The organism is Prauserella flavalba, from assembly GCF_003202235.1.
Lineage (GTDB): Bacteria > Actinomycetota > Actinomycetes > Mycobacteriales > Pseudonocardiaceae > Prauserella_A > Prauserella_A flavalba.
On sequence record NZ_MASU01000013.1, the window covers coordinates 156884 to 183530 of the forward strand.

The 26647-nt window shown below is 71.5% G+C and carries 26 protein-coding genes and 1 riboswitch; of the genes, 12 read left to right on the top strand and 14 right to left on the bottom strand.

The genetic code is table 11. The features are described 5' to 3' along the window. Nucleotides 1-19 precede the first annotated feature (19 nt). Together BA062_RS28010 and BA062_RS28015 are read right to left on the bottom strand one after the other, a co-directional pair. Nucleotides 20-673 carry an SAM-dependent methyltransferase gene (locus BA062_RS28010; RefSeq protein ID WP_245960043.1) on the bottom strand — a complete coding sequence of 218 codons (654 nt, stop codon included), beginning with the start codon at nt 671-673 and terminating at the stop codon, nt 20-22. A 56-nt stretch (nt 674-729) separates the two neighbouring features. Next, entirely contained in the window at nt 730-1215 is a 486-nt protein-coding gene (locus tag BA062_RS28015; RefSeq protein WP_110341860.1) for a DUF7144 family membrane protein, read from the bottom strand. A gap of 135 nt (nt 1216-1350) precedes the next feature. Between BA062_RS28015 and BA062_RS28020 the strand changes: the two genes are divergently transcribed. Further along, entirely contained in the window at nt 1351-4008 is a 2658-nt protein-coding gene (locus BA062_RS28020; RefSeq protein WP_110341862.1) for a winged helix-turn-helix domain-containing protein, read from the top strand. A gap of 95 nt (nt 4009-4103) precedes the next feature. Next, entirely contained in the window at nt 4104-6707 is a 2604-nt protein-coding gene (locus BA062_RS28025) for a winged helix-turn-helix domain-containing protein (RefSeq protein WP_146240100.1), read from the top strand. On the opposite strand, the gene BA062_RS28030 is transcribed toward BA062_RS28025, so the two are convergent. The 3 genes from BA062_RS28030 to BA062_RS28040 form a co-directional block, all read right to left on the bottom strand. Then, nucleotides 6700-7533: a formylglycine-generating enzyme family protein gene (locus BA062_RS28030; protein ID WP_110342610.1), complete on the bottom strand. Its 834-nt coding sequence runs from the start codon at nt 7531-7533 to the stop codon at nt 6700-6702. The genes BA062_RS28025 and BA062_RS28030 overlap by 8 nt on opposite strands. A gap of 35 nt (nt 7534-7568) precedes the next feature. Further along, nucleotides 7569-8132, bottom strand: a complete 564-nt coding sequence (locus BA062_RS28035) for a potassium channel family protein (protein WP_110341866.1) — start codon at nt 8130-8132, stop codon at nt 7569-7571. Between the two features lie 170 nt (nt 8133-8302). Beyond that, complete coding sequence (locus BA062_RS28040) at nt 8303-8743, bottom strand: DUF7144 family membrane protein (RefSeq protein ID WP_110341868.1); 441 nt, start codon at nt 8741-8743, stop codon at nt 8303-8305. A 182-nt stretch (nt 8744-8925) separates the two neighbouring features. Between BA062_RS28040 and BA062_RS28045 the strand changes: the two genes are divergently transcribed. From BA062_RS28045 to BA062_RS28060, 4 genes are all read left to right on the top strand, one after another. Next, complete coding sequence (locus BA062_RS28045) at nt 8926-9423, top strand: DUF1269 domain-containing protein (protein WP_110341870.1); 498 nt, start codon at nt 8926-8928, stop codon at nt 9421-9423. A gap of 101 nt (nt 9424-9524) precedes the next feature. Beyond that, a complete protein-coding gene (locus tag BA062_RS28050; protein ID WP_110340084.1) occupies nt 9525-10496 on the top strand; it encodes an IS481 family transposase in 972 nt (323 codons plus the stop codon). Between the two features lie 217 nt (nt 10497-10713). Then, a complete protein-coding gene (locus BA062_RS28055; protein ID WP_245960044.1) occupies nt 10714-11100 on the top strand; it encodes a hypothetical protein in 387 nt (128 codons plus the stop codon). A 26-nt stretch (nt 11101-11126) separates the two neighbouring features. Next, a riboswitch (guanidine-III (ykkC-III) riboswitch) is annotated at nt 11127-11191 on the top strand. A gap of 37 nt (nt 11192-11228) precedes the next feature. Next, nucleotides 11229-11543, top strand: a complete 315-nt coding sequence (locus BA062_RS28060) for a DMT family transporter (RefSeq protein ID WP_110341872.1) — start codon at nt 11229-11231, stop codon at nt 11541-11543. A gap of 8 nt (nt 11544-11551) precedes the next feature. On the opposite strand, the gene BA062_RS28065 is transcribed toward BA062_RS28060, so the two are convergent. Together BA062_RS28065 and BA062_RS28070 are read right to left on the bottom strand one after the other, a co-directional pair. Continuing rightward, complete coding sequence (locus BA062_RS28065) at nt 11552-11899, bottom strand: type II toxin-antitoxin system PemK/MazF family toxin (protein ID WP_110341874.1); 348 nt, start codon at nt 11897-11899, stop codon at nt 11552-11554. Then, nucleotides 11899-12120, bottom strand: coding sequence for a ribbon-helix-helix domain-containing protein (locus tag BA062_RS28070; protein WP_110341876.1), 222 nt, complete (start codon nt 12118-12120; stop codon nt 11899-11901). Before BA062_RS28070 ends, BA062_RS28065 begins: the two co-directional genes overlap by 1 nt. Nucleotides 12121-12199: 79 nt before the next feature. On the opposite strand from BA062_RS28070, the gene BA062_RS28075 reads away from it, so the two are divergent. Further along, a complete protein-coding gene (locus BA062_RS28075; protein ID WP_110341878.1) occupies nt 12200-12496 on the top strand; it encodes a hypothetical protein in 297 nt (98 codons plus the stop codon). 76 nt (nt 12497-12572) lie between these two features. Here BA062_RS28075 and BA062_RS28080 read toward each other — a convergent pair whose 3' ends face one another. Continuing rightward, nucleotides 12573-13907, bottom strand: a complete 1335-nt coding sequence (locus BA062_RS28080) for an MBL fold metallo-hydrolase (RefSeq protein ID WP_110341880.1) — start codon at nt 13905-13907, stop codon at nt 12573-12575. A 141-nt stretch (nt 13908-14048) separates the two neighbouring features. Here BA062_RS28080 and BA062_RS28085 point away from each other — a divergent pair, with 141 nt between their 5' ends. Beyond that, nucleotides 14049-14966 (top strand): DMT family transporter, encoded by a 918-nt coding sequence (locus tag BA062_RS28085; protein ID WP_110341882.1) that lies wholly within the window; start codon nt 14049-14051, stop codon nt 14964-14966. Here the strand turns inward: BA062_RS28085 and BA062_RS28090 are convergent. Then, complete coding sequence (locus BA062_RS28090; RefSeq protein WP_110341884.1) at nt 14963-15688, bottom strand: class I SAM-dependent methyltransferase; 726 nt, start codon at nt 15686-15688, stop codon at nt 14963-14965. The genes BA062_RS28085 and BA062_RS28090 overlap by 4 nt on opposite strands. Nucleotides 15689-15903: 215 nt before the next feature. Here BA062_RS28090 and BA062_RS28095 point away from each other — a divergent pair, with 215 nt between their 5' ends. After that, on the top strand, nt 15904-16602 hold the full coding sequence (locus tag BA062_RS28095) for an alpha/beta hydrolase (protein WP_245960045.1): 699 nt from the start codon (nt 15904-15906) through the stop codon (nt 16600-16602). Nucleotides 16603-16834: 232 nt separating this feature from the next. Here the strand turns inward: BA062_RS28095 and BA062_RS28100 are convergent, their stop codons facing one another. The 3 genes from BA062_RS28100 to BA062_RS28110 all read right to left on the bottom strand — a co-directional run bounded on the left by BA062_RS28100 (nt 16835) and on the right by BA062_RS28110 (nt 18544). Beyond that, the gene (locus BA062_RS28100) at nt 16835-17098 is read right to left on the bottom strand and encodes a WhiB family transcriptional regulator (RefSeq protein WP_110341886.1); all 264 of its coding nucleotides are present in this window, start codon (nt 17096-17098) and stop codon (nt 16835-16837) included. 94 nt (nt 17099-17192) lie between these two features. Then, the gene (locus BA062_RS28105) at nt 17193-18095 is read right to left on the bottom strand and encodes a ribonuclease Z (protein ID WP_110341888.1); all 903 of its coding nucleotides are present in this window, start codon (nt 18093-18095) and stop codon (nt 17193-17195) included. Between the two features lie 29 nt (nt 18096-18124). Beyond that, complete coding sequence (locus BA062_RS28110; RefSeq protein WP_110342613.1) at nt 18125-18544, bottom strand: CBS domain-containing protein; 420 nt, start codon at nt 18542-18544, stop codon at nt 18125-18127. Between the two features lie 111 nt (nt 18545-18655). On the opposite strand from BA062_RS28110, the gene BA062_RS28115 reads away from it, so the two are divergent. The 3 genes from BA062_RS28115 to BA062_RS28125 all read left to right on the top strand — a co-directional run bounded on the left by BA062_RS28115 (nt 18656) and on the right by BA062_RS28125 (nt 24417). After that, entirely contained in the window at nt 18656-19705 is a 1050-nt protein-coding gene (locus BA062_RS28115; RefSeq protein ID WP_245960046.1) for a DNA polymerase IV, read from the top strand. Nucleotides 19706-19859: 154 nt separating this feature from the next. After that, the gene (locus BA062_RS28120) at nt 19860-21917 is read left to right on the top strand and encodes a DNA gyrase/topoisomerase IV subunit B (protein WP_110341892.1); all 2058 of its coding nucleotides are present in this window, start codon (nt 19860-19862) and stop codon (nt 21915-21917) included. A 16-nt stretch (nt 21918-21933) separates the two neighbouring features. Then, nucleotides 21934-24417: a DNA gyrase/topoisomerase IV subunit A gene (locus tag BA062_RS28125; protein ID WP_110341893.1), complete on the top strand. Its 2484-nt coding sequence runs from the start codon at nt 21934-21936 to the stop codon at nt 24415-24417. A 256-nt stretch (nt 24418-24673) separates the two neighbouring features. On the opposite strand, the gene BA062_RS28135 is transcribed toward BA062_RS28125, so the two are convergent. Then, nucleotides 24674-25612 (bottom strand): RluA family pseudouridine synthase, encoded by a 939-nt coding sequence (locus BA062_RS28135; protein ID WP_110341895.1) that lies wholly within the window; start codon nt 25610-25612, stop codon nt 24674-24676. Nucleotides 25613-25642: 30 nt separating this feature from the next. Next, on the bottom strand, nt 25643-26635 hold the full coding sequence (locus BA062_RS28140) for a LamG domain-containing protein (protein ID WP_245960047.1): 993 nt from the start codon (nt 26633-26635) through the stop codon (nt 25643-25645). Between the last annotated feature and the right edge of the window lie 12 nt (nt 26636-26647).

Genomic DNA, 26647 nt, shown 5'->3' on the forward strand with positions numbered 1-26647 from the left:
AGGTCGGCCGGGTCCGGAGTCAACCGTCGCGGCGCACCCTCGCGAGCCACGCGGCCATGTCCGCCGGCTCGCCCGCGGCCAGGCCCAGCCGCTCGGCGTCCTCGGCGCCGACGACGACGCGGTAGCGGTCGGGTCGCAGGTCCTCCAGTACCCAGCCGTCGGTGAAGGCGTCGCGGATCAGCGAGTCGGGGATGCGGGGGCCGAGGCCGGGCTCGGCGTCGGAGAGGGCGAGCACGTGCACGCGGGCGCCCTGCTTGCAGGCGGCGTGCAAACTGCGCACGTAGGTGGCCCGGTCAGCGTCGCCGAACACGTGGAACAGCGCGCTGTCCACCACGGTGTCGTAGCGCCGCTCGGTGCCGAGGTCGAGCACGTCGGCGACGGCGAACCGCGCGGCCACGCCCTTCGCCCCGGCGTTCGCGCGCGCCTGCTCCACCGCGGGTTCCGAGAAGTCCACGCCGAGCACGTCATAACCCAGCCGGGTGAGGTGGATGGTGTGCTCGCCGGCGCCGCAACCGGGGTCGAGCACCCTGCCGGTGATCCAGCCTTCGCGTTCGAGCGCGACGATCGCGGGCTGCGGTTCGCCGATGATCCACGGCGCCCACTTGTCCACGTAGGCGGAGTCGAAGTCGGTACGGGGTACCGATCGCCGCGGTTCTTCCATGCCGGTGGTCATACCCACAAGCTAGTGCTGTCGGCCACTCGCTCACAGGTCCACAACAGACCCGCCGTTCACCACCAACGGAGGTCGCGCGCCTCGTGGCCGTGGGCGACGATCGCCCAGATGATCACCACGTCGAGGGCGATGACGAGCACGCCCCACAGCGGCGCGACGGGCAGGAACGCGAGCTGCGCCACCGCGTTGAGCCCGAGCAGCACGACGGCGACGACCCCGGCCCACGCCTTGCCGGTGAACAGCGCGAGCCCGGTCAGCAGCACCAGCGCGCCGACGGCGAGGTGGATCCAGCCCCATGCGGTCAGGTCGAAGACCAGCAGGCCCTGAGGGCCGACCGCGTAGTAGTCCTCGTTGAGCAGGGCGACCAGCCCGGCGATGACGTTGAACGCGCCGGTCACGATCATCAGCACGGCTGCGAAACCGATCCAGTTCGTCCACACCGTTCGCACCGCGGTCCCGGTCCCGCCGGGGGTCTCGCGGGGCCGCTCGGCAGGCCGGGGCTCCGTCGCGGTGCCGGTGCCCGGGTGCACGTGCTCGGTCATGATCCACTCCAGGTCTCGGGTGCCCTGCACGGCACGGTCGAACGCGGGAGCCCTCCGGCGCTTCGCCCTTCTCGGGTGAGATGTCCCGGCCGGTTCCTGGCTTACCGTGGTGACAGGCGTTCCCTGGAGGTGCGGATGCCGCAGGCGCGGGACGGCGAGGGCCGGCGGCGGGTGCCGCGGGTGAAGGTCAGCGTGCCCGGCCCTCCTCCCGGCCTCGTGTCCCGGCCCCGGTTGCTCGCGCTGCTCGACCACGCCCGTGACACGGCGGCGACGCTCGTGTGCGCACCGGCGGGCTTCGGCAAGACGTGCCTGCTCGCCGACTGGGCGCGCCGGACCGGTTCCGCCGCCACGGCCTGGGTCTCGCTCGACGTCGACGACAACGACGACCGGCGGTTCTGGACCGCCGTGCTGGAGGCGTTCGGCCGGTGTCCCGCCGTGCCGGGGCACAGCGTGCTCCGCTCAGCGGTCGTGCCCGAGCGGTCCGGCGCCGCCCCCGGTTTCCTCGCCGACGTGGGCAACGCGCTCGACGAGCTGCCCGTGCCCGTGTGGCTCGTCCTCGACGACGTGCAGGAGCTCACCGACCCGCGACCGCTGCGCGAGCTCGCGACCCTGCTGCGGCAGCAGCCGTCCGGGCTGCGGCTGGTGCTGTCGAGCCGGTACGACCCGCCGTTGCCGCTGGCCAGGCTGCGCCTGCAGGACCAGCTCACCGAGGTGAGGGCACACGACCTGCGGTTCTCGCCCGAGGAGACGGGGGCGTTGCTGGCGGCCGAGGACGTGCACCTCGACAGCGGGCAGCGGCGGCGCCTCGCCGAGCAGACCGAGGGCTGGCCCGCCGGGTTGCGGTTGGCCGTGATGTCGCTGCGGGACGCCGAGGATCCCGACCGGTTCCTCGCCGGTTTCGCCGAGAACGACCGGGCGATGGCCGAGTATCTCGTGACCGAGGTGCTGTCCCGGTTGCCGGGGTCGCTACGCGACTTCGCGCGCACGATCAGCGTCTGCGAGGAGGTCTCTGCCGGGCTGGCGAACGCGCTGTCGGGCGGAACCGAGGCCGGGCTGCGGCTCGACCTGTTCGAGCGGCGCTACTCGCTCGCCGTCAGGGCCGGGCCGGGCAGGCGCTGGTACCGCCTGCACCCGCTCCTGCGCGCGCACCTGCTGGCCGACCTGCGCAGGCGTACCCCGGACGAGGCGAGACGCCTGCACGGTGCGGCGTCGGACTGGTTCGCGGAGAACGGCAAACCGGTGCCCGCGCTCGTGCACGCCACCAGGGCGTACAGCGCCGGACGCCTGACCACGCTGCTGGGACACCACGCGGTCGAGCTGGTGCTGACCGGCGAGCACGAGCCGCTGCGCCGGGCGCTGGCGGTGCTCGGGGACGAGCGGATCGAACGCAGCGACCTGCTGGCACTCGTCACGGCACTGCTGTGGCTGGAACACGGCGACCTCGGCTCGGCGCAGCGCTATCTCGACTACGTCGACGGATCGCGGGGGCTGGAGCCGCTGCGTGGGCTCGTCCGGTCGCGGCAGGCGCAGCTGCGGGGCGACCCTGGCGGCATCCTGCGCGCGAGCGAGCAGCTCGCCCGTCCGCGTGGTCCGGGGCTCGACGCCCTCGCGCTGCTGCACCGGGGCACCGCGCTGCTCGTCGCCGGGCAGGCGAAGACGGCGGAGGCGCAGGTGCGGGCCGCGCTCGGCGCGGCGAGGGCCAACGGCCAGCTCTACGTCGTGACGCAGTGCCTGACCGTGCTCGCGTCGGTCGCCGCCGCGAAGGGCGACCACCGCGCGCTGGGCAGGCTCGCCGAGGACGCGGACGAGCGCAACGTGGCCCACGGCTGGGAGGACACCGTGCCCGGCGTGACCGCGTGCGTGCTCAGGGCCTACGACGCGCTGCTGCGGGCCGAACCGCGCGAGTGCCTGTATCACGCGGGCCGCGCGGAACGACTCGTGCCGGCCCGCGCCGCGAGCGGGGAGCCGGGCCTGTGCGTGCTCACGCAGACACTGGCGGGTGCCGGTGCGTTCGAGCTGGGCGAGCGTGCGGAAGGGCTTCGCCGGATGGGGGAGGCCCGCGTGGCGTCGGCGGACGAGGGGCTGCCCGCCGCGCAGGTCGCCCTGTGCGCGGTGCTGGAGCAGCGGGCCGCGCTGCAGCTCGGCTGGACCGAGGCCGCGAGGGACGTGCTGCTGTGGTGTGAGGACGCGCTCTCCGGGCACGGGGAGCTGGCGCTGCTACGGGCCCGTGCGCAGCTCGCGCTCGGCCGGTGCGACGCCGCGCGCCAGGCCTTGCGGCCGCTGCTCGACGGCGAGGTGGCACCGGCCGTCCCGTGGTCGGCCGTCGAGGCACGCTTGGTGGAGACCTCTCTCGGACTCCACGAGGGCGACCGGGGCCGCGCGCGCAGGGCATTGGCCGGGGCGCTGACGCTCGCCGAGTCGATGGCCGTGCCGTTCCCGCTCGTGTCGGCGGATCCCGCGGTGATAGAGCTGCTCACCGCGCAGCTGGGCAGACTCGGTGCGGCGGAACGGTTCGCCGCACGAGTGCTCGCCACCCGGGCCGCGCTGCTGAGCCCCGTCCCGGCGTCGGCGCTGCTCACCGAACGCGAGCGGGGCGTGCTGCGGCTGCTGCCGACCCTGCGCTCGTTCGAGGAGATCGCCGAGGACCTCACCGTCTCGCCCAACACCGTGAAGACACACGTGCGGGCCATCTACGCGAAGCTCGGGGTGCGCAGGCGGCGCGACGCCGTCGAGGCCGCCGCCGAGCGCGGGCTGCTGGATCCACAGTGGAGGGTCCACGCGGACGGCGGCTAGCGGGTTGGCCTTTTGCTTGCCGTGGAGGCATTCGGCCCTACTCGATAGGGTCCGATGCCACTGGAAAACGGGCGCCCGCCGAATATTCTGGTCGCGTGGGACCGGACGGTCACAACGGGCGGCCGCGGCCCCGGTACCTTTCCCGGGCGAAAACCGCTGTGCCGCAACTACCCGCCGGCTTCGTCGCCAGGCCCGCGTTGCGTGAACTGCTCGGCCGCGCAGCGGTCACCAGCGTGTGCGCACCGGCGGGTTACGGCAAGACACTGCTGCTCGCCGACTGGGTGCGGGCGGGCAACGAGCGCAGGACGGCGTGGGTCCGGCTCGACGCCGGCGACAACGACCCGGAACGGTTCTGGTCCTCGGTGCTGACCGCGCTCGCGCGATGCGCTGCCGTGCCCGCGAACAGCGCCCTGCGCCGGCCCGTCCCTCCTGGCGGCGATCCCGCGAGCTTCGTCGCCGAGGTGGTGAACGCACTGGACGAGCTGGCCGAACCCGTGTGGCTCGTGCTCGACGACGTGCAGGAGCTCACGGCCGTGTCGACCCTGCACGCGCTCGCGACACTCGTGCGGCACCAGCCGCCCGCGCTGAACCTGGTGTTCGCGGGCCGGTCGGAGCTCCCGTTGCCGCTGCCACGGCTGCGCGTCGAGGGCAGACTCACCGATCTCACGGCGGCCGAGCTGCGGTTCTCCGCGGAGGAGGCCGACACGCTCCTCCGCTCGGCCGGGGTCGCGCTCGACGCCGGGGAACTGGCCGGGCTCGTCGAGCAGACGGGCGGCTGGGTGGCCGGGCTGCGGCTCGCCGCGCGGTCGCTGCCGGCCGCGCCGGACCGCGAGGCGTTCCTGGCCTGCTTCGCGGGCGAGGACACCGCCGTCGCCGACTACCTCGGCGACGAGGTGCTGGGCACGCTCACCGACGACGTGCGGGAGTTCCTGAGCGCCATCAGCGTGTGCGACACGGTGACACCGCCACTCGCCGGGGTCCTGTCCGGGCGGGCCGACGCCGGGCTGCTGCTGGACGAGCTCTCGGGCAGGCGCGCGCTCGTCACGGCGGCGCGGGCACGACAGCAGTCCTACCGCGTGCATCCGTTGCTGCGGGAGCACCTGCGTGCCGGGTTGCGGCGGCAGCGCCCGCAGCGGGCCGTGGCGCTGCACACGGCCGCGGCGCACTGGTACGCCTCGCACGCGCGCCCGCGCGAGGCGATCGACCACGCCGGGCGCGCCGAGGACACCGGGGTGGTGTCGGAACTCCTGCGGGAGGAGGCCGTCGGGCTGCTGCTGCGCGGCGACCGGCGGGCCGTGCTCGACGGGCTCGCCGCGGCCGGCCAGGGCCGCGTGCGTGCCGACGCCTGGCTGAGCCTGGTCGCGGCGCTCGCCGACGTCGAGGCGGGAGACCCGGCCTCGGCGGAGCCGGCGCTCGCCGACAGCGAGGCGGCGTGGCCAGAGCACGCCGGCGCGGAGCTGGAGTCGCTGCGGAGCCTCGTGCTCGCCACCTACGCGCTCGTGTGCGGCCGCGCGCCGGGCGAGGCGGAACCGGGCGGATCACCGGCCACGCGGCCGTGGGCGGCGCTGCTGTCCGGCTGCGGCCTGCTCCACGACGGGGACCTCGCGGGCGCGCGGCGTGGGCTGACGGAGGCCCTGCGGACCGCGCGGGAGCGGGACCTCGGCTACCTCGCGATGCACTGCCACACGGCACTCGGCGCCGTGTCGGCGCTGGAGGGCGACTACGCCGACATGGCGGGCTCGTGTGCGGCGGCCGTGGCGATCGCGGCCGAGCACGGCCGGGACGACTCCCCGCTGCTCGCGCCCGCGCGGTTGCTGCTCGGGTTCGCCGCACTGCTCGGCGCCGACGCCCGTGCCGCCCTGCGGCATGCCGCCGAGGCCGCCGGGGCCGCGGGCGAGCTGCCGCAGGCGAGGCTGCGGTTCCTCATCGACGTGCTCACCGGTGCCGCGCTCACCGACCGGGGCCGCCACGCCGACGGGCTGCGGCTGCTGCACGACGCCCGCGCCGAGCTGGGCGAGGTGACCCTGCTCCCGCAGCCGGCGGTGCTGGCCGCGCTGATGGAGTACCGCGCCGCGCTGCGGCTCGGGCGCGAGGCACACGCCCGCGACGTGCGCACCTGGCTGCTCGCGCGTGTCACCGCGCCCGCCGAACGCGCGCTGCTCGGCGCGTGGTGGCAGGCCACGCACGGGGAGCCCGCCGCCGCGCGCCGCATGGCGGAGGCCGTGGCCGAGGGCGACCGTGGCGTGCTCGGCGACCTCACCAGGGTTGAGGCGCGGCTGCTGGAAACCGCGCTGGCGCTGCGGGCCCGGGAGCGTACGCGCGCGCGGCGGTGCCTCGCCTCGGCGCTCACCCTCGCGGAACCCTCGGGGCTGATCCTGCCCTTCGCGCACGCGGAGCCGACGGTGCGACAGCTGCTCGCCGACCAGCTCGGCGGGTTCGGCTCGGCCGGACCGTTCGCGGAACGGGTGCATCGCGCGCTGGCCGAACGGGAGGGCGTGCACGCAGAGGGGCTGCTGACGGGGCGGGAGCACGTCGTGCTGGCCCGGCTCGGCTCGCACCAGTCGCTGTCGGAGGTCGCGAGCGGGTTGTCGGTGTCGGTGAACACGGTCAAGACCCACGTCCGCGCGATCTACGGCAAGCTCGGTGTCAACAACCGGCGGGCCGCGGTGGTCGCCGCCCGCGAGCTCGGCCTCACGTGACCCCGGCGGCGAGGCGGAAGCCGATGTTGCCCGCACTGGTGCCGGGGGAGCAGGAGCCGCGTGCCGCGCAGCGGGAGCGCCAGCAGTAGGAGCCGTGGCACAGGTAGGAGCCGCCGCGTATCGCGCGGTGCCCTGGCCGGGTGGAGCCGAAGCGATTGACGCACCACTCCCAGACGTTGCCCGTCATGTTGTGCAGGCCGAGGCCGTTGGGCGGGTACGCCGTGACCGGCGCGGTACCGACGAAGCCGTCCTCGCCCGTATCGTGGCGGGGAAACCGGCCCTGGAAGACGTTCATCCGGTGCTCGCCGCGCGGGGTGAGCTCGTCGCCCCACGGGTAACGCGCGCCGTCGAGCCCGCCGCGCGCGGCGTACTCCCACTCCAGCTCGGTGGGCAGCCTGCCGCCCGCCCACCGGCAGTACGCGCGGGCGTCGGCCCACGACACGTGCACGACCGGGTGCGTGCCCCTCCCGGCGAGGCCGGAACCGGGACCTTCCGGCCTTCGCCACGACGCGCCGGGCACCCGCCGCCACCACGGTGCAGGAGGGAACGGCAACGTCGGCGGGTGATACGGGGGCAGCAGGCCGGCGAACACGAACGACCAGCCCTCCCGCTCGGCGGTGGTCAGGTGGCCGGTCTCGGCGACGAACGCGGCGAAGTCGTCGTTGCTGACGGCGTGGGCGGCGATCCGGAACGCCGGGACCCGGCGCGCGCGTCGCGGGCCCTCCCGGTCGGCGGGGTAGCGGTGCTCGTTCGACCCCATCGTGTAGGTGCCCGCCGGCACGGAAACGAGCCCGCCCGCGCGGCGGGTCGGGACTGGCTCGGCCATGCCGCGATCGTCGGCCGCCACGCGCCCGGACACCTTCACCCACCACGGATGGGCTCGTCGTGCCCTTGGGGCCCATCGTGCTCGGGGGTCCTGCGTTGCACGGCGATGCGCACCGCGTTCACCACGAGCTTGGCGACCACACCGACCGCGACGAGCCCCACTACCATCTGCGCCGTGGTGAGCAGCCGCGCGAGCTCGCTGACCGGGGCGATGTCGCCGAAGCCGACGGTGGCGAAGACGGTGACCGTGAAGTACAGCGCGTCGCTGTGGTCGAGCGGTTCGGTGAAGCTGGCGGGCCACTCGGTGGAGATCACCACATAGACCGACGCGAACACCAGCAGCAGCAACGGCAGGCTGACCGCGATCGTCTGCACGCCGCGCACCACCGGCATCGGTGCGGAGAGGATGCCGCGGATCTGCCACGTGACCAGCGCGGCGAAAGCCCCGAGCCCGAGCGCGAATCGCAGCCAGGTGCCCGCATCCGGCGTGGCGTTGAGCGGGGCGAGGTAGTAGACCGTGACGAGCGCGGCCACGGCGCACGTCGAGCGCAGCAGCGCCAGCGTGGCCTGGCGCCCGCGTTCCGACCGCGCTCGGCTCATGGCGGCTCCGTGGCTTCCGGGCATGGGCACGTACCGGGTGCGGCGCCCGACCGCTCGCACCCGGTACCCCTCCCCGCTGTGCCACCCGGCTCTCCACCTGCGCCGGGAGACGTTGCCACGGAACCATTCCCGCCCCGCCGCTGTCGTCACCCGCTTCGGGTGAACCGGTGTCAGCCCGGTACGTTGTCGCGTTCCAGCTCCCGGCCGTGCACGACGATCGCGTAGATCACGAGCACGTTGACGGCGATGACGATGAGCGACCAGACCGGGTAGGCGGCGATGAAGGCGAGGTTGAGGATCGCGCTGAGCCCGGCGAGGATCACGCCGACGACGCGGGCGATCTTGTTGCCGGTCATCAGCCCGAGCGCGGTGAGCACGGCGACGACGCCGAAGCCCAGGTGCACCCAGCCCCACGCGTCGTAGTCGACGTTCACGACGAGCCCGTCGGCTCCGACGAGGTAGTAGCCGTCGTCGAAGATCGCGACGAGACCCTCGATCGCCTGGAAGAACCCCACCAGCAACAGCATCACGCCGGCGAAGATGATCCAGCCGGTCCAGCCGCTCCAGCCGCCGCGAGTGACTCCCCTAGTGGTGTGCGTGTATTCGGCCATGACCTTCTCCCGTCTGCGAGCGGCCGTCTTGCCTCTCATCGTCACGCGGGGGACCGCTCGTGCCTCATCCGCGAAGGATGAACATGCTCGCCCGCCGCGGGTGATGCCGCGCGCGCCCGGATGGGCGGACAGTGCGGGTTCCGGCCCGGCTCGTGGCCGGTGGACCTCGAGGAGGCAGGGAGATGGGCACCTTCACGGTGTGGAAGTTCGACTCGGCCGACGGCGCCGCCGACGCGCTCGCGCTCCTGGAGCGGATGCAGAAGGAGCAGCTGATCCAGATCAACGACGCGGCCTACGTCTACTGGCCCGAGGACGCGAAGAAGCCGAAGACGAAGCAGCTGCACCATCTCGCGGGCATGGGCGCGCTCGGAGGGAGCTTCTGGGGCCTGCTGTTCGGCCTGATCTTCTTCGTGCCGTTGCTGGGCCTCGCGGTCGGTGCCGCCGTGGGCGCGCTCACCGCGGCGATGACCGACGTCGGCATCGACGACGACTTCATCCGCAAGGTGCGCGAGGACGTCACACCGGGTACGTCGGCGTTGTTCGTGATGTCGTCGCACGCGGTGGTGGACAAGGTGCTGGAGGAGTTCCGCAACACCGGTGCCACGCTGATCTCCACGAACCTGTCCACCGACCAGGAGACCCGCCTGCGCGCGGCGTTCGCCGAGACCGAGCTCGTCTAGCTGTCGTGACCCGGGAGGTTGTTGACGGCGCGCCTGCTTGAACGTGGGAGGACCTCCTGGCGGAGTGGATGTGTCTGGCATTCACCCGCAGGAGGTCCTCGATGGCTCACGCTAATGCCCGTACCAATGTGTTCGCTCGTCGCCTGATCGTTGAGCGTGTCGCTGCCGGGTGGCCGGCCGCGCACGTGGCCGAGCAGCTGGGGGTGTCGCGCGCGACGGTGTACAAGTGGGTGCGCCGTTACGCCGAGGGTGGCGACGCCGCGTTGGGTGATCGTTCGTCGCGGCCGCGGCGGATGCCCACTCGCACCCCGAAATGGGTCGAGCAGCGGGTGTTGGCCGCGCGGCGACGCCGCCGTCGCGGCGCGGTCGCGCTCGCCTCCGAGCTCGGTCTCAACCCGTCGACGGTCGGACGGATCCTGGCCCGCCACGCCGTGCCGCACCTGGCCGCGATCGACCCGATTACCGGCGAGCCGGTACGCGGTTCGCGGTGCAGCCCCCACCGCTATGAACACCGCACACCCGGGTCAATGATCCACGTGGACGTGAAGAAACTGGGCCGGATCCCGGCCGGTGGCGGGTGGCGACTGCACGGGCGCGAGGCGAAGGTATCGGTCGCGAACCGCCACAAGAAGACCAAGATCGGCTACGACTACGTCCACACCGCGATCGATGACCACACCCGCCTGGCCTACAGCGAGGTCCTCGCCGACGAGAAAGACCACACCTGTGCGGCCTTCCTGCACCGCGCGCTGGCCTGGTTCGCCGCCCACAACATCCGCGTGCGCCGCGTCCTGACCGACAACGCCCTGGTCTACCGGCGCGGCACCGACTGGGGCTGGGTCTGCACGGCCTGGAGCATCAAACGCCGCTTCACCAAACCCGGCTGCCCCTGGACCAACGGCAAAGCCGAACGCTTCAACCGCACCCTGCTCAACGAATGGGCCTACGCCCGACCCTGGACCAGCAACACGTCCCGCCGTCGCGGCCTTGACCGATTCCTCCACCACTACAACACTCAACGCGGCCACTCCGCCCTCGGCGGCCGACCACCCATCAGCAGGCTCGCCGCCTGACAACAACGTGTCAGGTCACGACATCTAGCCGGGCGCCGCATGCCGCACAGGGCCGAGAAGTCCTGTGCGGCAACGATCCGTCCGTCCTCGTGGCGGTGCGGTCCACTCCGGGTGACCCGTGCCTCTCCGGTTGTCCGCCTGATCGTGTGATCGCGGAGGGTTCTGATTTCGATACCCTCGGTGAGGTTCTCGCTCGATCCGTGTGGAGGTTCTTCCGGTGAGGTTTTCCCTTCGTTCCGCCGTTCTCGTCGCCTGCGCCCTGCTGGCCGGCCTGTTCCTGTCGGCTCCGGCCGCGAGTGCGGACACGCCGGAGCCGGCCCCCGCGCTCGTGCACGCCTCGACACAGAACGCCTGCAAGCTCAACGTCAGAGCCGGGACCGACGTCGGTTCCCCGGCGCTGACGACGCTGACGTGCGCCAACTACACGACGTGCGTCAACGCGTCCTCCTCGGACCAGCCGTGTGGGCCGTACCTCCAGGGCGGGGTCTACACCTGTGTAGGCGCCAACGGCTCGCAGGTCACGGACAACCGCTGGGCCGAGGTCGCCTGGCGTGCGCCGGAGCGCTCGTACGTGGCGGTGGCGTGCGCCGCTTTCCGGTTGTAGCGCCGGATCCGCGTGCTAGCGTGGATGGCGGTCGTGTTCTTCACGGCCCCGGACGAGCGCGTCGTACCCGGTCATGCCAAGACGGCGCAGTGATGTAGTCGGTATCGCATTACTGCGGAGGGATCGTCATGGCGTGGCTCGCGCTCATCGTGTCCGGTCTGTTCGAGACGGTGTGGGCCGCGGCGCTCAGTGCGTCGCGCGGCCTGTCCAAACCCGTGCCCAGCATCGTGTTCGCCGTCGCGCTCGTGATCAGCATGGCCGGCCTCGGCTACGCGCTGCGGACGTTGCCGGTGGGCACCGGGTACGCGGTGTGGGTCGGCGTCGGCGCGGTCGGCACGGCCGTGTACGGCATGGTCGCGATGGGTGACCCCGTTTCGGCGGGCCGGATCACGTGCCTGGTGCTGATCGTCGCCGGGGTCGCCGGGTTGAAGATCCTCCACTGAGGACGGTCTCAGATCCCCAGGTGCAGCCGGAGTGCGTCGTCGACGGCCCGCACGAGCTGCGGGCTGAGGCGGCCGAGTTTCGCGCCCAGCCGTTGCACGGCGATCGAGCGCACCTGCTCGGCCTGTGCCTTGGAGTCGCGTTCGAGCCCGGCCTCGCCCGCGCGCAGCAGCACCTGGAACGGGTAGACACGAGTGGTGTTGGAGGTGACCGGCACGACGGTGACCACGCCGCGCCGCAGCCGCTCCGCGGTCGAGTTGGCGCCGTCGTTGCTGACGATCACCACGGGCCTGCGCTTGTTGGTCTCCGCGCCGAGGGCCGGGTCGAGGTCGGCGAGGTAGAGGTCGCCCCTGCGCATCAGCGGGGCAGACCGTCGGCGGTCGTGGGCTCCCAGGCGGCCGCCTCGCCCGCCTCCTCCCACTCGGCCCACGCGTCGGCGTAGGCGTCGCCGAGCTGAGCGGCGCGCAGCAGGTCGACGGCCCGGTGCAGCGCCGCGGAGCGCGAGCCGATGTCGTGCTCGCGGGCGTAGCTGTCGAGGAACTCGACGTCCTCGGCAGGCAGGCTGACACTCATTTTCATACCTCGATGCTACCCCCGGTAGGAAAAGGGTGGCAAGAACGGCCGGTTAGTCTCGCGAAGGGGCGGGGTAACCGCGATCATGTCCCGCGACGACCAACCACTCGATCTCGGCGAGACGGAGCTGTCGGCTCAGGACGAGCGGCGCGTCCGCCGTGAGCACGACCTCGACCGCCCCGACGTCTTCGACGAGCGCAACGCCGTCGAGGAACGAGCCGCCGAGCGCGCCGAACTGTGGCCTGAGGAGGCCGCGGCGGGCAGCGCCGACCCCGAGGCACAGGCGCGTGAGGTGCTGCGCGACTCGGACCTGCGCACCGAGGTCCCCGAATCGGCCCCGGACACCTTCATCGAGCGCCGCAAACCCGACGAGACGACGTAGCCCCGCGCCGTCGACTGCAGTGAAGGTGGCCTTCACTGCAGCCCGCTCGGTTCACTGCGGAGGGGTGACCAGGTAGCTACGCGGCCGCGTTGGCGTCGTAGTCGTCGTTCACCGACACGACCCTGCGGCCGGCCGCGTCGAGCAGGGACGCCGCGATCGCCGCGCGGTAGCCGGACTTGCAGTGCACCCAGACCTCGCCCTCGGGCACCTCGTCGATGCGCTCCAGCAGCTCGTGCAGCGGGATGTGGACGGCGCCCTCCAGGTGCCCCTCGTCCCATTCCTGGCGGCGCCGTACGTCGAGAACCACCACCGGGCGATGGTGGCGCACCTGGGCGAGGTCGGCGAAGCAGCCGGTGGGGAACGAACGCAGCTCGTCGTCACCCGCCCACTCTCGGACGCCGCCCGTGGCCGCGGCCTCCAAACGATCGATGCCGATGCGCGCCAGCTCGCGCTGCGCCTCGGCCACCTGCTCGCGCGTCTCCCCGAGCAGCGTCACCGCGCTGCCCCACGGCAGCAGCCAGCCGAGGTAGGTCGCGAAGCTGCCGTCGATGCCGAAGTTGAGCGTGCCCGCGACGTGCCCGGCCGCGAAGGCCGTCCGGTGCCGCAGGTCCACCACCCACTCGCCCGCGTCGATGCGCGAGCGCAGTTCGGCGGCGTCGGCCCGCTGCGGCGGGGTCAGGTCGGCCGCGTCAGGGCCCGCGATGTTGACCGGCCCCATGTGCGCGTAGTACGCGGGGTAGACGTCCAGCCCCGCGAGCAGCGTGCGCACATAGGACTCCTGGTCGTCGGTCAGCGCGGGGTTGACGCGTTTCTCCCTGCCGATCGTGGACGCCTCGCCCGACGTGGGCGTGGACGAGCAGAAGCTGCCGAAGCCGTGCGTGGGGTACACGCGCGTCTCGTCGGGCAGCTCTGCCGCGAGCCGCCGCACGGACGTGTACTGCGCGTGCACCAGCGTGCCGGTGTGGGCGGGGCCGAGCAGGTCGGGCCTTCCGGTGGAGCCGAACAGCAGCGAACCGCCGGTGAACACGGAAGGCGTCTCGCCGGGGGAGGTGAGCGCGTACGCGAGGTGCGTGAACGTGTGCCCTGGCGTCGCCAGCGCCCGCACGTGCAGCGCCGGGCTCACCTCCACCACGTCGCCGTCGCTGATCGGCTCGCGTTCGAACGACACCGGGTCGTCGGCGTTGACGTGGTAGGCGGCGCCCGTGACGCGGGCGAGCGCGAAGCCACCCGTCACGTAGTCGTTGTGGATGTGGGTCTCGAAGACGTGGGTCAGACGGACCCCGCGGTCCTCGAGCAGCGTGAGCATCCGGTCGATGTCGCGCTGCGGGTCGACGGCGAACGCCACCTCGCCGTCGTGCACCAGGTAGCTGCGGTCACCCAGCGTGGGGGTGTCGACAGCGATGATCTCCATCTCGTGCTCCCTCCTCATCCGCCTTTCTAGCCCGAGCGGCGCCGCTGTGCCAGGGCCGGAGGTCTCCGGTTTCCCGCTGAACGAAAGCGGGTATGAGGACGAGATGTCTCTCGGCCCGGTCCCCTCCGAGGGGCGGTCGCCTTGGCCCTGACCGTCGTGCTGGCGGTGCTCGCCGCGCTCGCCAACGCCACCGCCTCCGTCCTGCAGCGCAAGGGCGCGCGGCGGCAGTCGCGAGGGCACTCGATGTCGGTGGGCATGCTGTGGAACCTCGCGCACGACCCGGCCTGGCTGGCGGGCGTCGCCACGATCCTCACCGGTTTCGTGCTGCAGGCCGCCGCGCTGGCGACCGGCCCGATCACCCTCATCCAGCCCCTGCTGGTCACGGAGCTGGGACTCACGCTCGTGCTGTCGAGCCTCCTGCTGCACACGCGCCTGCGCGCGAGGGAGTGGTCCGCGGTGGCCGGCATGAGCGCGGGCATCGCATTGCTGCTGGTCTGCCTGCGGCCGAGCAGCGGGAAGGTCAACGACGTTCCTGTCACCTCGTGGCTGCTGGGAGCCGGGGTGACGCTCGCCGTCATCGCGACGCTCGTCGCGATCGGCTACCGGCACCGGGGCACCCGCAGGGCCGCCTACCTCGGCGTCGCGAGCGGCATGTACTTCGGCTTCCTCGCGGCACTGGTCTCCGGGATGGCGGCCGCCTTCGCCGACGGCATCGACGGGGTGTTCGGCGCGTGGCAGACCTACGCCGTCCTCGTCGCGGGGCCGAGCGGGTTCCTGCTGTTGCAGAACACGTTGCGCGCGGGCAGCCTCGTGGCTTCGCAGCCGGGGCTGACGCTGGCGAACCCGCTCGTGTCCATCGGCTGGGGCGTGGCCGTGTTCGGCGAGCACGTGCAGGGCGGTGGCTGGATCGCGGGCCAGGTGTTCGGAGCCGCGTTCATCGCGGCGTGCACGCTGCTGCTGGTGCGCTCGCCGCTGCTGCAGGGCGAGTCAGGGGAGCCGGGTGAGTCCGAAGTAGACGAAAAGGCGGAGTCGCCCGGCCTGCCCGCGCAGCCGACCTAACCGGCCCGGCTCGCGACGCACAGCACCGACTGTCCGAACGGCACCCGCACGCGCTTCTCGATGGCCCTGGTGACGGGTACCACGAACCGGTCGTACGCGGCCACGAGCCTGCGGTCGGGGGCACCGGCGCCGCCCTTGCGCACCGCCGCCCACCACGCGAACGCGCCGAGGAAGTTCACCGGGCGCGCCACCCGCACGGTGAGGCCCGCGTCGTGTGCCGCGGCCGAGACGGTGTCGGGCGTGTAACGGCGGAAGTGGCCGACCTTGCGGTCGAAGTCGCCGTACAGCTGCTGGTAGCCGGGTACGAAGAGGATGATGTTGCCGTTGTCGGTCACCGACTTCGCCAGGCACCGCAAGGCATCCACGTCGGCCTCGATGTGCTCCAGCACGTTGATCGCCACCAGTGACTCCACCGGTTCCGGCAACACCGACGCGCCGTCGATGTCGAACTGCTGCACCTCGACCTCACCCCGATGGGCGAACCGCTGCTTCATCTGCTGCACGGCTTCGGGGTCGACGTCGGTCACGACGTAGCGGTCCAGACCGGTGAAGCCGTCGGCGAACTCACCGATCCCGGCGCCGACCTCCAGCACCGAGCGGCCACAGTGTGGCCGGATGAGTTCTCGCTGGTAGGCGAGGTACCGCGGCTTACCGTTGTCGCTTTCGAGGCTGCGGCCGGTCGCCGCGTTGAAAGCGCCCTGTCCCTGCTCGTCGTTTGTCACGCGACCTCCCTCTCGTGCGAGCCCTCGCAAGAGGCGGGAAGCGGGTGACTGAGACGCAACCGTTCCGGCAACGACGACAACCTGCCCCGCAAGCAGGGCGATTTGTGGGTTTTATTCGGATTTCTCGCCAGCGTAGACGACGTTGTAGACCGACGAAAGGTGCCAATGGTACCCGGCGTGTCGCCAGAGTGATCGACCCGGTGCACACTGTACTCGTGACGCGGCCGACGATCGTTCTCGTACACAGCCCGCTGGTCGGACCGTCCACGTGGACGGAGGCCGCGAGACCCTTGCGGGACAAGGGGTTCGACGTCGTGGTCCCTTCCCTCGCCACCGTTGTGGACGGTGAGCCGCCGTTCTACCCCCGGCTCGCCGAGGCGGTCGCCGAGCAGACAGGGGACCGGCCGGTGGTGCTCGTCGGGCACAGCGGAGCGGGCGCGCTGCTGCCCGCGATCGCCGACGCGTTGCCGGGCGAGGTGCGGGCGGCCGTGTTCGTCGACGCGGTCCTGCCGCACCCAGGGCGGGACTGGTTCGCCGCCGCGCCGCCGGAGCTGGGCACGCGGCTCGAAAGCCTCGCCGTGGCAGGGCGGCTCCCGCCGTGGCACGAATGGTTCCCACCCGGCGCGCTGACGGCCCTGTTCCCCGACGCCGAGACGTACCGGCGCTTCGTCGCGGAACTACCGACGGTGCCGCTGGCCTACTTCGCCGAGCGCGCCCCCGAGGCGGAGCGCTGGCCGCCACCCGCGTGCGGGTACGTGCGGCTCAGCGAGCCCTACGATGCCGTGGCCGACGAGTGCGAGCGCCTCGGCTGGCCGGTGCACCGCGTGGCCGCCGACCACCTGGCGATGCTCACGCGGCCCGGGCTCGTGGCAGGGCTGGTCGCGAGGCTCGTCGCCGAGCTCACCGGCGAATGACGGCACGACGACGGCTCCCCGCGCGAAAATGCGAGGGGAGCCGTTGTCGAAGAATGCGGCCGACGCGCACGGTCGCCTCTCGGCGAAAGGCACGACGCGGCTCCAGCCGAACGGTATTCCGCGAAGGCAACAGGGGTGAGGCCCGGGGGACACTGTGCGCATCGACCAGCTTTTCCAACGTCGGCGACATCGCCGATGTTCCCGTTTTCCGGTGAGCAGGCTCACCGGAGAATCACGCCGCGCGTGGCTGGCCTGCCGCGCGGTTCCGGCGCACGAGAGCGCGACGCTCGCGCTCGGTCGTGCCACCGAAGATCCCGTAGTCCAGACCACTCTCCAGTGCGTACGTCAGGCACTCCGCACGCACGGGACAGCGCGCGCAGATCGCCTTCGCCTGCTCGGTCTGCTGGGCACCCGGACCCATATCGGAAACCGGGAAGAACAGCTCGGGATCCTCGTCACGGCAGGCGGCACGCTCCGACCACTCGAAAATGTCCACGGTTGTGCCGCCCTCCTTTCCAGCGGGGATTCGCCTGCCCCCCAAATCGGGCAAGCATGTGTTCAACGCCGGCCTGCCGGAAGCTATTCCGGGCTCAGCGGCGTTTCGGCACGGCGACCCGGGTGAGGTCCTCCGCCACCACGATCTTGCCGTCGAATACCTCGGCGGCTTCGTCGTGAAACCTGCTCGGATCGGTGTAGCGCTGCGAGAAATGGGTGAGTACGAGGGTCCGCACCCCGCATTCGGCGGCCACGCGCCCGGCCTGCCCCGCCGTGAGGTGCCCGTACGTGCTCGCCAGCGCGGCGTCCTCGCCGAGAAACGTCGACTCGATCACCAGCAGGTCGGCGCCCTCGGCGAGCGCGAACACACCGTCACAGAGCCGGGTGTCCATCACGAACGCGAACCGCTGACCCGGCCGGTGGACACTCACCTCCGCCAGCGAGACACCACGCAGGCTCCCGGTGCGCTGCAGCTCACCGACCTCCGGCCCGCCGATGCCGTGCCGAGCCAGCAACTCCGGCACCATGCGCCTGCCGTCGGGTTCCACGAGCTGGTAGCCGAACGCCTCGACGGGGTGGTCGAGCCTGCGAACCCGGAGCCTGCCGAACGGCCCGGTCGCGAGTGTGCCCTCGGCCTCGATGGGCTCCTCCAGCAACTCCGCCACCTCGTGGAACACGCTCGCGTAGCGCAGCCTCGCGAAGAAGTCCCGCCCCGACGCGGGGTAGTGGGCGCGCACGGGCCCGCGGACGCCGTCGAGCGAGAGCCGCTGCACGATGCCGGGCACGCCGAGGCAGTGGTCACCGTGGAAGTGGGTGAGGCAGATCCGGGTGATCGCGCTCGCGGGAACGCCCGCGAACAGCAGCTGGCGCTGGGTCCCCTCGCCGGGGTCGAACAGCAAACCCTCGGAGTCCCAGCGCAGCAGGTAACCGTTGTGGTTACGGGTACGGGACGGCGCCTGGCTGCCCGTACCCAGCACCACGAGTTCGCGGACCGACACGAGCCGACCCTATGCCGGTCCCGCGCCGGTCAGGTGTTGGCCGGTGCGGCGCTGATCGTGCCGAGCGCGGAGTTCGGGTCCCGCTCCATCGCGGCGTCGCCGATCGACAGCATGCCGACGGGCCTGCCGTCCTCCAGCACCGCGATGCGGCGCACGGCGTGCTCGCGCATCCTGGCGATGGCGTTGCCCGCCTCCTCGTTCGGCGAGGCCGTCACCAGCCGTTCACTGCACACCTCGCGCAGGCTGCAACCGGACAGGTCCGCACGATCGGCAAGCCCGCGCACCACGATGTCGCGGTCGGTCACGATCCCGCACACCTCGGCGCCGTCGAGTACGAGCACGCTGCCGATCTCCTGGTTCCGCATCATCCTGGCGGCCTCGTGCACCGGCGTGTCACCGGAGAGCGTCACGGGATGGTCGGTCATGAGCTCGCGTACCAGCTGAGCCACGGTTCCTCCTCACTCGTGTTCTCTCGTCCTGCACCCATCGCCTACCCGCCGCCTCCCGCGTCCTATGCATCTCACTGGCCAGGAATTCGCGGAGGGCACATACTGGAAACCGTGACCACGCCGCCTACGGCGTCCTTTTCGGACTGGGTACTGCACGTCGACCTCGACCAGTTCATCGCGGCGGTCGAGATCGCCCGGCATCCCGAGTTGAAGGGCAAACCCGTGGTCGTCGGGGGTCAGGGTGACCCCACGCAGCGCGCCGTGGTGGCCACCGCCTCCTACGAGGCCCGCGAGTTCGGCGTGCACTCCGGGATGCCCCTGCGCACGGCGGCCAAGCGCTGCCCCGAAGCGGTGTTCCTGCCTTCGGACCCGCCCGCGTACGAGGCCGTCTCCGAGCGCGTCATGGCCGCGCTGCGCGAGCTCCCGGTGGTGGTCGAGGTGATGGGCTGGGATGAGGCGTTCCTCGGCGTCTCGGCGGACGACCCCGAGTCGTTCGCCGCCGAGGTCCAGCGCGCCGTCCGCGACGAGACCGGGCTGTCGTGCTCGGTGGGCATCGGTGACAACAAGGCCCGCGCCAAGATCGCCACCGGGTTCGCCAAGCCGGCGGGAATCTACCGGCTCACCAGCGAGAACTGGGTGCCGGTGATGGCGCACCGGCCCCCGGACGCACTGTGGGGCATCGGCGGGCGGACCACGAAGAAGCTCGCCGAGCTGGGCATCACCACGGTCGGAGAGCTGGCCGCCGCCGACCCGGAGCAGCTGGCCGCCCGCTTCGGCCCCACGATGGGCCCCTACTTCCGGATCCTCGCGCACGGCGCCGGCGACCGGGAGGTCACGGCGACGCCGTACGTCGCCCGCTCGCGCAGCAGGGAGACGACGTTCCAGGAGAACCTCACCGACCTCGCCGAGATCGAGCGGAAGGTGCGTGAGCTGGCTCGCAGGGTCGCCGAGGACGTGCTGGCCGAGGGCAGGCCCGCGGCCCGCGTGGGCGTCAAGGTGCGGTTCGCGCCGTTCATCACCCAGACGAGAAGCGTTACCCTGGAGCACCGGACCAGCGATGCCGCCGAACTCGAACGTGCCGCGCTGACCGTGCTGAACCGGTTCGAGCTGGGCAGGCCCGTCCGGCTGCTCGGCGTCCGTGCCGACTTCGACCGCGCGTGAACCTGATCACACCGGATGTCGTCCCGTGGCGGGCCGACGGCGAGGCTCGTGCGGAAATGTCGGGTGGTACGGATACCGTGCACTACGGTGGTTCGCTGGTCGGGCCGCACTTCCGGCACGATCCGGCGTTTCGAGATCTGGGAGAGAGCACCCTGTGACTGCTTCTGCTGAGACCCTCTACGGGGCCGACGACCTGACCCACCTCGAGGGGCTGGAAGCGGTTCGGAAGCGGCCCGGCATGTACATCGGGTCCACCGACAGCCGCGGCGTCAACCACCTCTTCACCGAGATCGTCGACAACTCCACCGACGAGGGTGTGGCGGGGCACGCCACCAGAGTCGTGGTCACGCTGCACGCCGACGGCAGCGTCGAGGTGGAGGACGACGGTCGCGGCATCCCCACGGGCGTGCACGCCAAGTCGGGGCTCTCCGGTGTCGAGCTCGTGCTCACGCGCCTGCACGCGGGCGGCAAGTTCGGCGGGTCCGGCTACAAGACCTCGGGCGGCCTGCACGGCGTCGGCGCCTCCGCCGTCAACGCGCTGTCGCTGCGGCTCGACGTCACCGTCAAACGCGCGGGCAAGGTCCACGAGGTGTCCTTCGCCCGCGGCGTCGCCGGCATTTTCGACGGCAACGGCCCGAAGGCGAAGTTCACGCCGCAGTCCGGGCTGCGCCTGGCGCGGAAGATGAAGCGCGGCGAGTCCACCGGCACCACCATCCGGTACTGGCACGACGCCCGCTACTTCGAGACCGGCGCCGCTCTCGACGTCGAGGCCGTGCGCATGAAGCTGCGCAACACCGCGTTCCTCGTGCCCGGCGTCACCTACGTCCTGCGTACCGCCACCGACGGTGCCATCAACGAGGAGACGTTCCACTACCCCAACGGTCTCACCGACATGGTCGAGTTCCTCGCTCCCGCCGGTGACAAGGCGGTGTGCGGCACGCTCGTCATCACCGGCGACGGCACGTACAAGGAGAACGCCGCGGACGAGAACGGCGTGATGAAGTCCAATGTGGAACGCCACGCCGAGGTGGAGATCGCGCTGCGCTGGGGAACCGGCTACGAGCGCACCGTCGAGTGCTTCACCAACACGATCCGCAACGTCCACGGCGGAACCCACCGCAAGGGCTTCGACCGCGCGATGGTGAAGGCACTGCAGGAGGCCATCTCCAAGACGCGCGGGCTGCTCAAGCCCAAGGAGGACATGCCGACGCTCGACGACGTCAGCGAGGGCATGACCGCCGTGATCCACGTGCGCATCCCCGAGCCGCAGTTCACGTCGCAGACCAAGGACGAGCTGTCCACCGCCGGCATCACCAGGGTGCTGCAGGGCATCGTGGAGAAGCACGTCAAGGCGTGGACCGAGAACCGCAAGACCAAGGCCGAGGCCAAGGTCGTGCTCCAGAAGATCGTCGACGCCTCGCGCGTGCGGCTCGCGCAGAAGCAGCAGAAGGACGCGGCCAGGCGCAAGACCGCGCTCGAAGGCGCCGCCATGCCTCCGAAGCTCGTCGACTGCCGCACCACCGGCGTCGCCCGCAGCGAGCTGTTCCTCGTCGAGGGCGACAGCGCGCTCGGCTCCGCCCGGCAGGCCCGCGTCTCCGAGTACCAGGCGCTGCTACCGCTGCGCGGCAAGATCCTCAACGTGCAGAAGGCCGGCCTCGGCGACGCACTCAAGAACGCCGAGATCTCCTCCATCGTGCAGGTGCTCGGCGCGGGCACCGGCCGCACGTTCGACATCTCCACCATGCGCTACGGCCGCGTGATCCTGATGGCCGACGCCGACGTGGACGGCTCCCACATCCGGACGCTGCTGATCACGCTCTTCGCGCGGTACATGCGCCCGGTGATCGAGGACGGCAGGCTCTACGCCGCGATGCCGCCGCTGCACAAGGTGGTCACCAAGGGGCGCAAGGAAGAGACGCACTACACGTTCACCGAGCGGGAGATGCAGGCCAAGGTCGCCGAACTGGAGAAGGCCGGCCGGACCGTCAAGAAGCCCGTGCCCCGCTTCAAGGGCCTCGGCGAGATGGACGCCGACGAGCTCTGGGAGACCACGATGAACCCCGCGACGCGCTCCGTGCGCCGCATCACGCTCGACGACGCCGAGGCCGCGGAGGCCGCGCTCGAGCTCCTGATGGGCGAGAAGGTGGAGCCCCGGCGCAACTGGCTCATCTCGTCGGCCGCCCGCGTGGACCAGGCCGCGATCGACATCTGAGGATAGGTAGAAACCGATGGCACGCCGCAAAGGCACGATCACCCGGGTCGATCCGGCCGCGTTCGACCAGGCCGGTGCGAACGTCTACGACAACTCCGTGAAGACCGAGATCGAGGACTCCTACCTGGAGTACGCGTACTCGGTCATCCACTCGCGCGCGCTGCCCGACGCGCGCGACGGCCTCAAGCCCGTGCACCGCCGGATCCTGTTCTCCATGAACGAGAACGGCTACCGGCCCACCCACGCGTACGTGAAGAGCTCGCGCGTGGTCGGCGACGTGATGGGCCGCTACCACCCGCACGGCGACACCGCGATCTACGACGCGATGGTGCGGCTGGCACAGGACTTCTCGATGAACGTGCCCCTCATCGACGGGCACGGAAACTTCGGCTCCCCCGACGACGGGCCCGCGGCCTCGCGGTACACCGAGGCGCGCATGTCGCCGGAGGCGATGCTGCTCACCGGCGAGCTCGGCGAGGAGACCGTCGACTTCCGGCTCAACTACGACGGTTCGCTCGAGGAGCCGTCCGTGCTGCCGGCGGCGTTCCCGAACCTGCTGGTCAACGGCACGTCGGGCATCGCGGTCGGCATGGCGACCAACATGATCCCGCACAACCTGAGCGAGGTCATCGCCGCGGCGCGCTGGCTGATCACGCACCCGAACGCGTCGCTCGACAAGCTCATGGAGTTCGTCCCCGGCCCCGACCTGCCGACCGGCGGGATGCTGCTGGGCCTCGACGAGGTGCGCAAGGCCTACGAGACCGGCCGCGGCGTGGTCCGCATGCGCGCGAAGGTCGAGACGGGCCCGATCCAGGGCAGCAGGCGCCAGGGCATCACGGTCACCGAGCTGCCCTACGGCGTCGGACCGGAGAAGGTGATCGAGAAGATCACCGAGGAGATCAACAAGTCCAAGCGCCTCACCGGCATCGCCGACGTCAAGGACCTCACCGACCGCGAGAACGGCACGCGGCTCGTGATCGAGTGCAAGGTGGGCGTCAACCCGCAGGCGCTGCTGGCCGACCTGTACCGGCTGACACCGCTGGAGCAGTCGTTCGGCATCAACAACCTCGTGCTCGTGGACGGCCAGCCGCGGACGCTGGGGCTCAAGCAGCTGCTGGAGGTCTTCCTCTCGCACCGGTACGAGGTCGTCACGCGGCGGACGCGGTACCGCAAGCGCAAGCGCGAGGAGCGGCTGCACCTGGTCGAAGGCCTGCTCAAGGCCCTGCTCGACATCGACAAGGTCATCCGCCTGATCCGGCAGAGCGACAACGCGCAGGCCGCCAAGGAAGGCCTGATGAAGCGGTTCAAGCTCTCCGAGATCCAGGCCACCTACATCCTCGATACGCCACTGCGCAGGCTCACCAAGTACGACAAGATCGAGCTGGAGGAGGAGCAGGACAAGCTGCGCGAGGAGATCGCGGAGCTGTCCCGCATCCTCGACGACGAGTCGGTGCTCAGGAAGGTCGTCTCGCAGGAGCTCGCCAAGATCGCCAAGGACTTCCCGACGGAGCGGCGCACGGCATTGATCGACGGTGACCTCAAGGAGGTGCTCGCCGCGTCGAAGCCGGCCGGTCCGCTGGAGGTCGCCGACGACCCGTGCCAGGTGATCCTCTCGGCGACGGGGCTCGTGGCCAGGACCGCCGCCGAGTCCGAGGAGGCGATCGAGAGCAGGCGGCGCAGCGGGCGGGTGAAGCACGACGCCGTGTCGGCGGTCGTGCACACCACCGCGCGCGGCCAGGTGCTGCTGGTGACCAGCGCGGGGCGCGCGTTCAAGGTCGACGTGCTGCCGTTGCCGGTGCTGCCCGAGCAGGTCGGCACCGTGTCGCTGCGGGGCGGGATGGCCGCGCGCGAGCTGGTGCCGCTGGAGAAGGGCGAGCGCGTGGTGGGCATCGCGCCGCTGGGGGAGAAGGCGGCCGGTTCGCCGGGGCTCGCGCTCGGTACCCGGCGTGGCGTGGTGAAGGTGTGCGCGCCGGAGTGGCCGGTGCGCTCCGACGAGTTCGACGTGATCGGGCTCAAGGACGGCGACGAGGTGGTCGGCGCCGTGTGGCTCACCGACGGCGAGGAGACGCTGGCGTTCCTGTCGTCGGCGGCGTCGCTGCTGCGGTTCTCGGCGTCGCTCGTGCGGCCGCAGGGCCTCAAGGGCGGCGGCATGGCGGGCATCAACCTCGGTGCCGATGCCGAGGTTGTGTTCTTCGGCGCGATCCGGACCGACGACGAGGAGCACGGCGAGCCGATGGTCGTGACGGCGACCGGGCAGAGCGTGAAGATGACCCCGTTCTCGGAGTACCCCTCGAAGGGCAGGGCGACCGCGGGCGTCCGGGCGCACCGGTTCCTGAAGGGCGAGCAGGGGCTCACGGTCGCGTGGATCGGACCGCGCCCGGCGGGAGCCATGAAGAACGGCGACCCGGTGGAGCTGCCGGAGGTCGACGTGCGCCGAGACGGCTCCGGGGCGTCGCACCCCGGCCCCGACGTGGTGGGCCACCTGGTGGAACGCGGCTGACGCCGCGCGAGTCCCCGCCCAGACCCGCGAGTCGTGCGCTCCTGCACGCGAGTCGTGCGCCCAGGACCGCGAGTCGTGCGCTCCTGCACGCGAGTTGTGCACCCCTGCACGCGAGTTGTGCACTCAGGCTCGCGAGTTGCCCGTTCGGACTCGTGAGTTGCCCGCTCGGTACGCCGGTCGTGGGCCCGGAGTGCACGACTCGCGGTCGGGAGTGCACGACTCGCGGCCCGGAGTGCACGACTCGCGGGCTGGCGCGTCAGGCGAGGACGTCGGCTTGCCAGGCGGCGTGGTCCGTCCACGCCTGGAGGGTCGCCCCGCTCTCGAAACGGCGCCGTTCGCCGGTGAGCGGGTCCGTGAACTCCAGCACCTTGGCCAGCAGCTGGAGTGGGCGGCTGAAATCGTTCAGCGGCGTCTCGCGGTGTACCGGGTAGAAGGTGTCGCCGAGGATGGGTGTCCCGAGCGAGGACATGTGCACCCGCAGCTGGTGGGTTCGCCCGGTCCGGGGCCGCAGCCGGTACCTGCCGAGCCCGTCCCGGCGCTCCAGCAGCTCCACCCACGTCTCCGCGTTCGGCTCGCCGGGCACCTCCCGCGCCGTCATGACGCCGCGTTCCTTGACGATCCGGCTACGCACCGTGCGCGGCAGCTCCAGCGCGGGATCGTACGGCGCGATCGCCTCGTACTCCTTGCCCACCAGCCGGTCGCGGAACAGCGTCTGGTACGGACCGCGCAGCTCCCGCCGGGCCACGAACATCACCAGACCCGCCGTGACGCGGTCGAGCCGGTGCGCCGGGCTCAGCTCCGGCAGCCCGAGATCACGCCGCAGCCGCACGAGCGCGGTCTCCAGCACGTGCTTGCCGCGCGGAATGGTGGCCATGAAGTGCGGCTTGTCCACCACCACGAGGTGGTCGTCCCGGTGCACGACGCCGATCTCGAAGGGCACCGGCACCTCGTCGGGCAGGTCGCGGTGAAACCAGATGAAGGAACCGGGGACGTACGGCGTCTCCAGCGTGATCGGCCCGTCGAGCCCGACGATCCGCCGTTCCCGCAGCATCTCGTCGATCCGCCGCGGGTCCAGCCGGTGCAGGCGCTCGACGAGGTGGTCACGCACGGTGGCCCAGGTGCCCTCGGTGGGCAGCCTGAGCCGTGCGGCATCGAGTCCGTGCCGGGGCGGCAGCGGCGAAGCGGGGCGTTTCATCGGCCTCCACTGTAGCCGCCGCCGCGATCGTCACCCCCGGCCGCGGACCATCCACTGGTACTGCAGCCACACCTCGGCGGGCGAGACCGACCGGTCGAGGAACATCAGGCTGTCGAAGCGGCAGTTGCAGGGATTGCGTTCCAGCGTGTTCTGCGGGAAGCTGCCGCCGATTTTGATGCCCCCCGGGTCGGTCGCGGACGCGCGGTCGGGCTCGGGCTCGCCCTCGACGCCCCACGGGTCGCCGGACACGGTGTAGAAGCCGTCCACGGGCTTTCCGTTGCGGTACAACGCCATCGTGCCGTTGTCGAAGTCGAACGTCGCGGCGAGGTGCACCCATTCGCCCTTCGGCAACAGCTTCTGCCAGTCCTCGCTGGCCGCGAACGTCTGCGAGCTGCCGGAGTCGGCACGCCTGCCCAATGCGACGAGCCGCAGCTCACCGTCCACATTGATCAGCTCGAGCAGTGCGCGGACGCCGTGCCCGTCGGAGTTGCCGGACAGGATCCCGGCCAGGCCGACGGCGTTGTAGTAGTCGTCGGGATCGGGCGTGGTGGAGTTGAGGTTCGGGTTCGTGCCGGTCACCTTGAACCAGCCCATCACGGTGGTGCCGGTGACGCCGCTGAACGCGCTCAGCGTCGGAACGCCGTCGGCCGAGTACACCCCGGCCTTCCAGTCGTCGTTGCCGTCGACCTCGGGGTTCACCTGCTGTGTCTGGAGTGCGCGCCCGCTGCCGGGAAACGCGCTGTCGCGCACGCGCATGTCGGCGCCGCCGTTGACGAGGTCGAGCGGGGTGTCCGAGAAGCCGCGGTCCCGTTCCTGCGTGGCGTTTCCGGCCACGGGGTGGTCGAAGTCGTAGTAGGCGGCCAGGTTCGGTGCCAGCGTGGGGAAGACCGCCCCGTGGCCGGGTGGGGACGCCTGCACGCCGGGAGCCGCGATCGACGTGCACACGAGCGCGGTCGCGAGCACACCCAGCGTCCGGATCGCCGGTTTCCGCGCACGCCAGCGGTTTCCCCTTGACATCGCCATCTGCTCACCTCG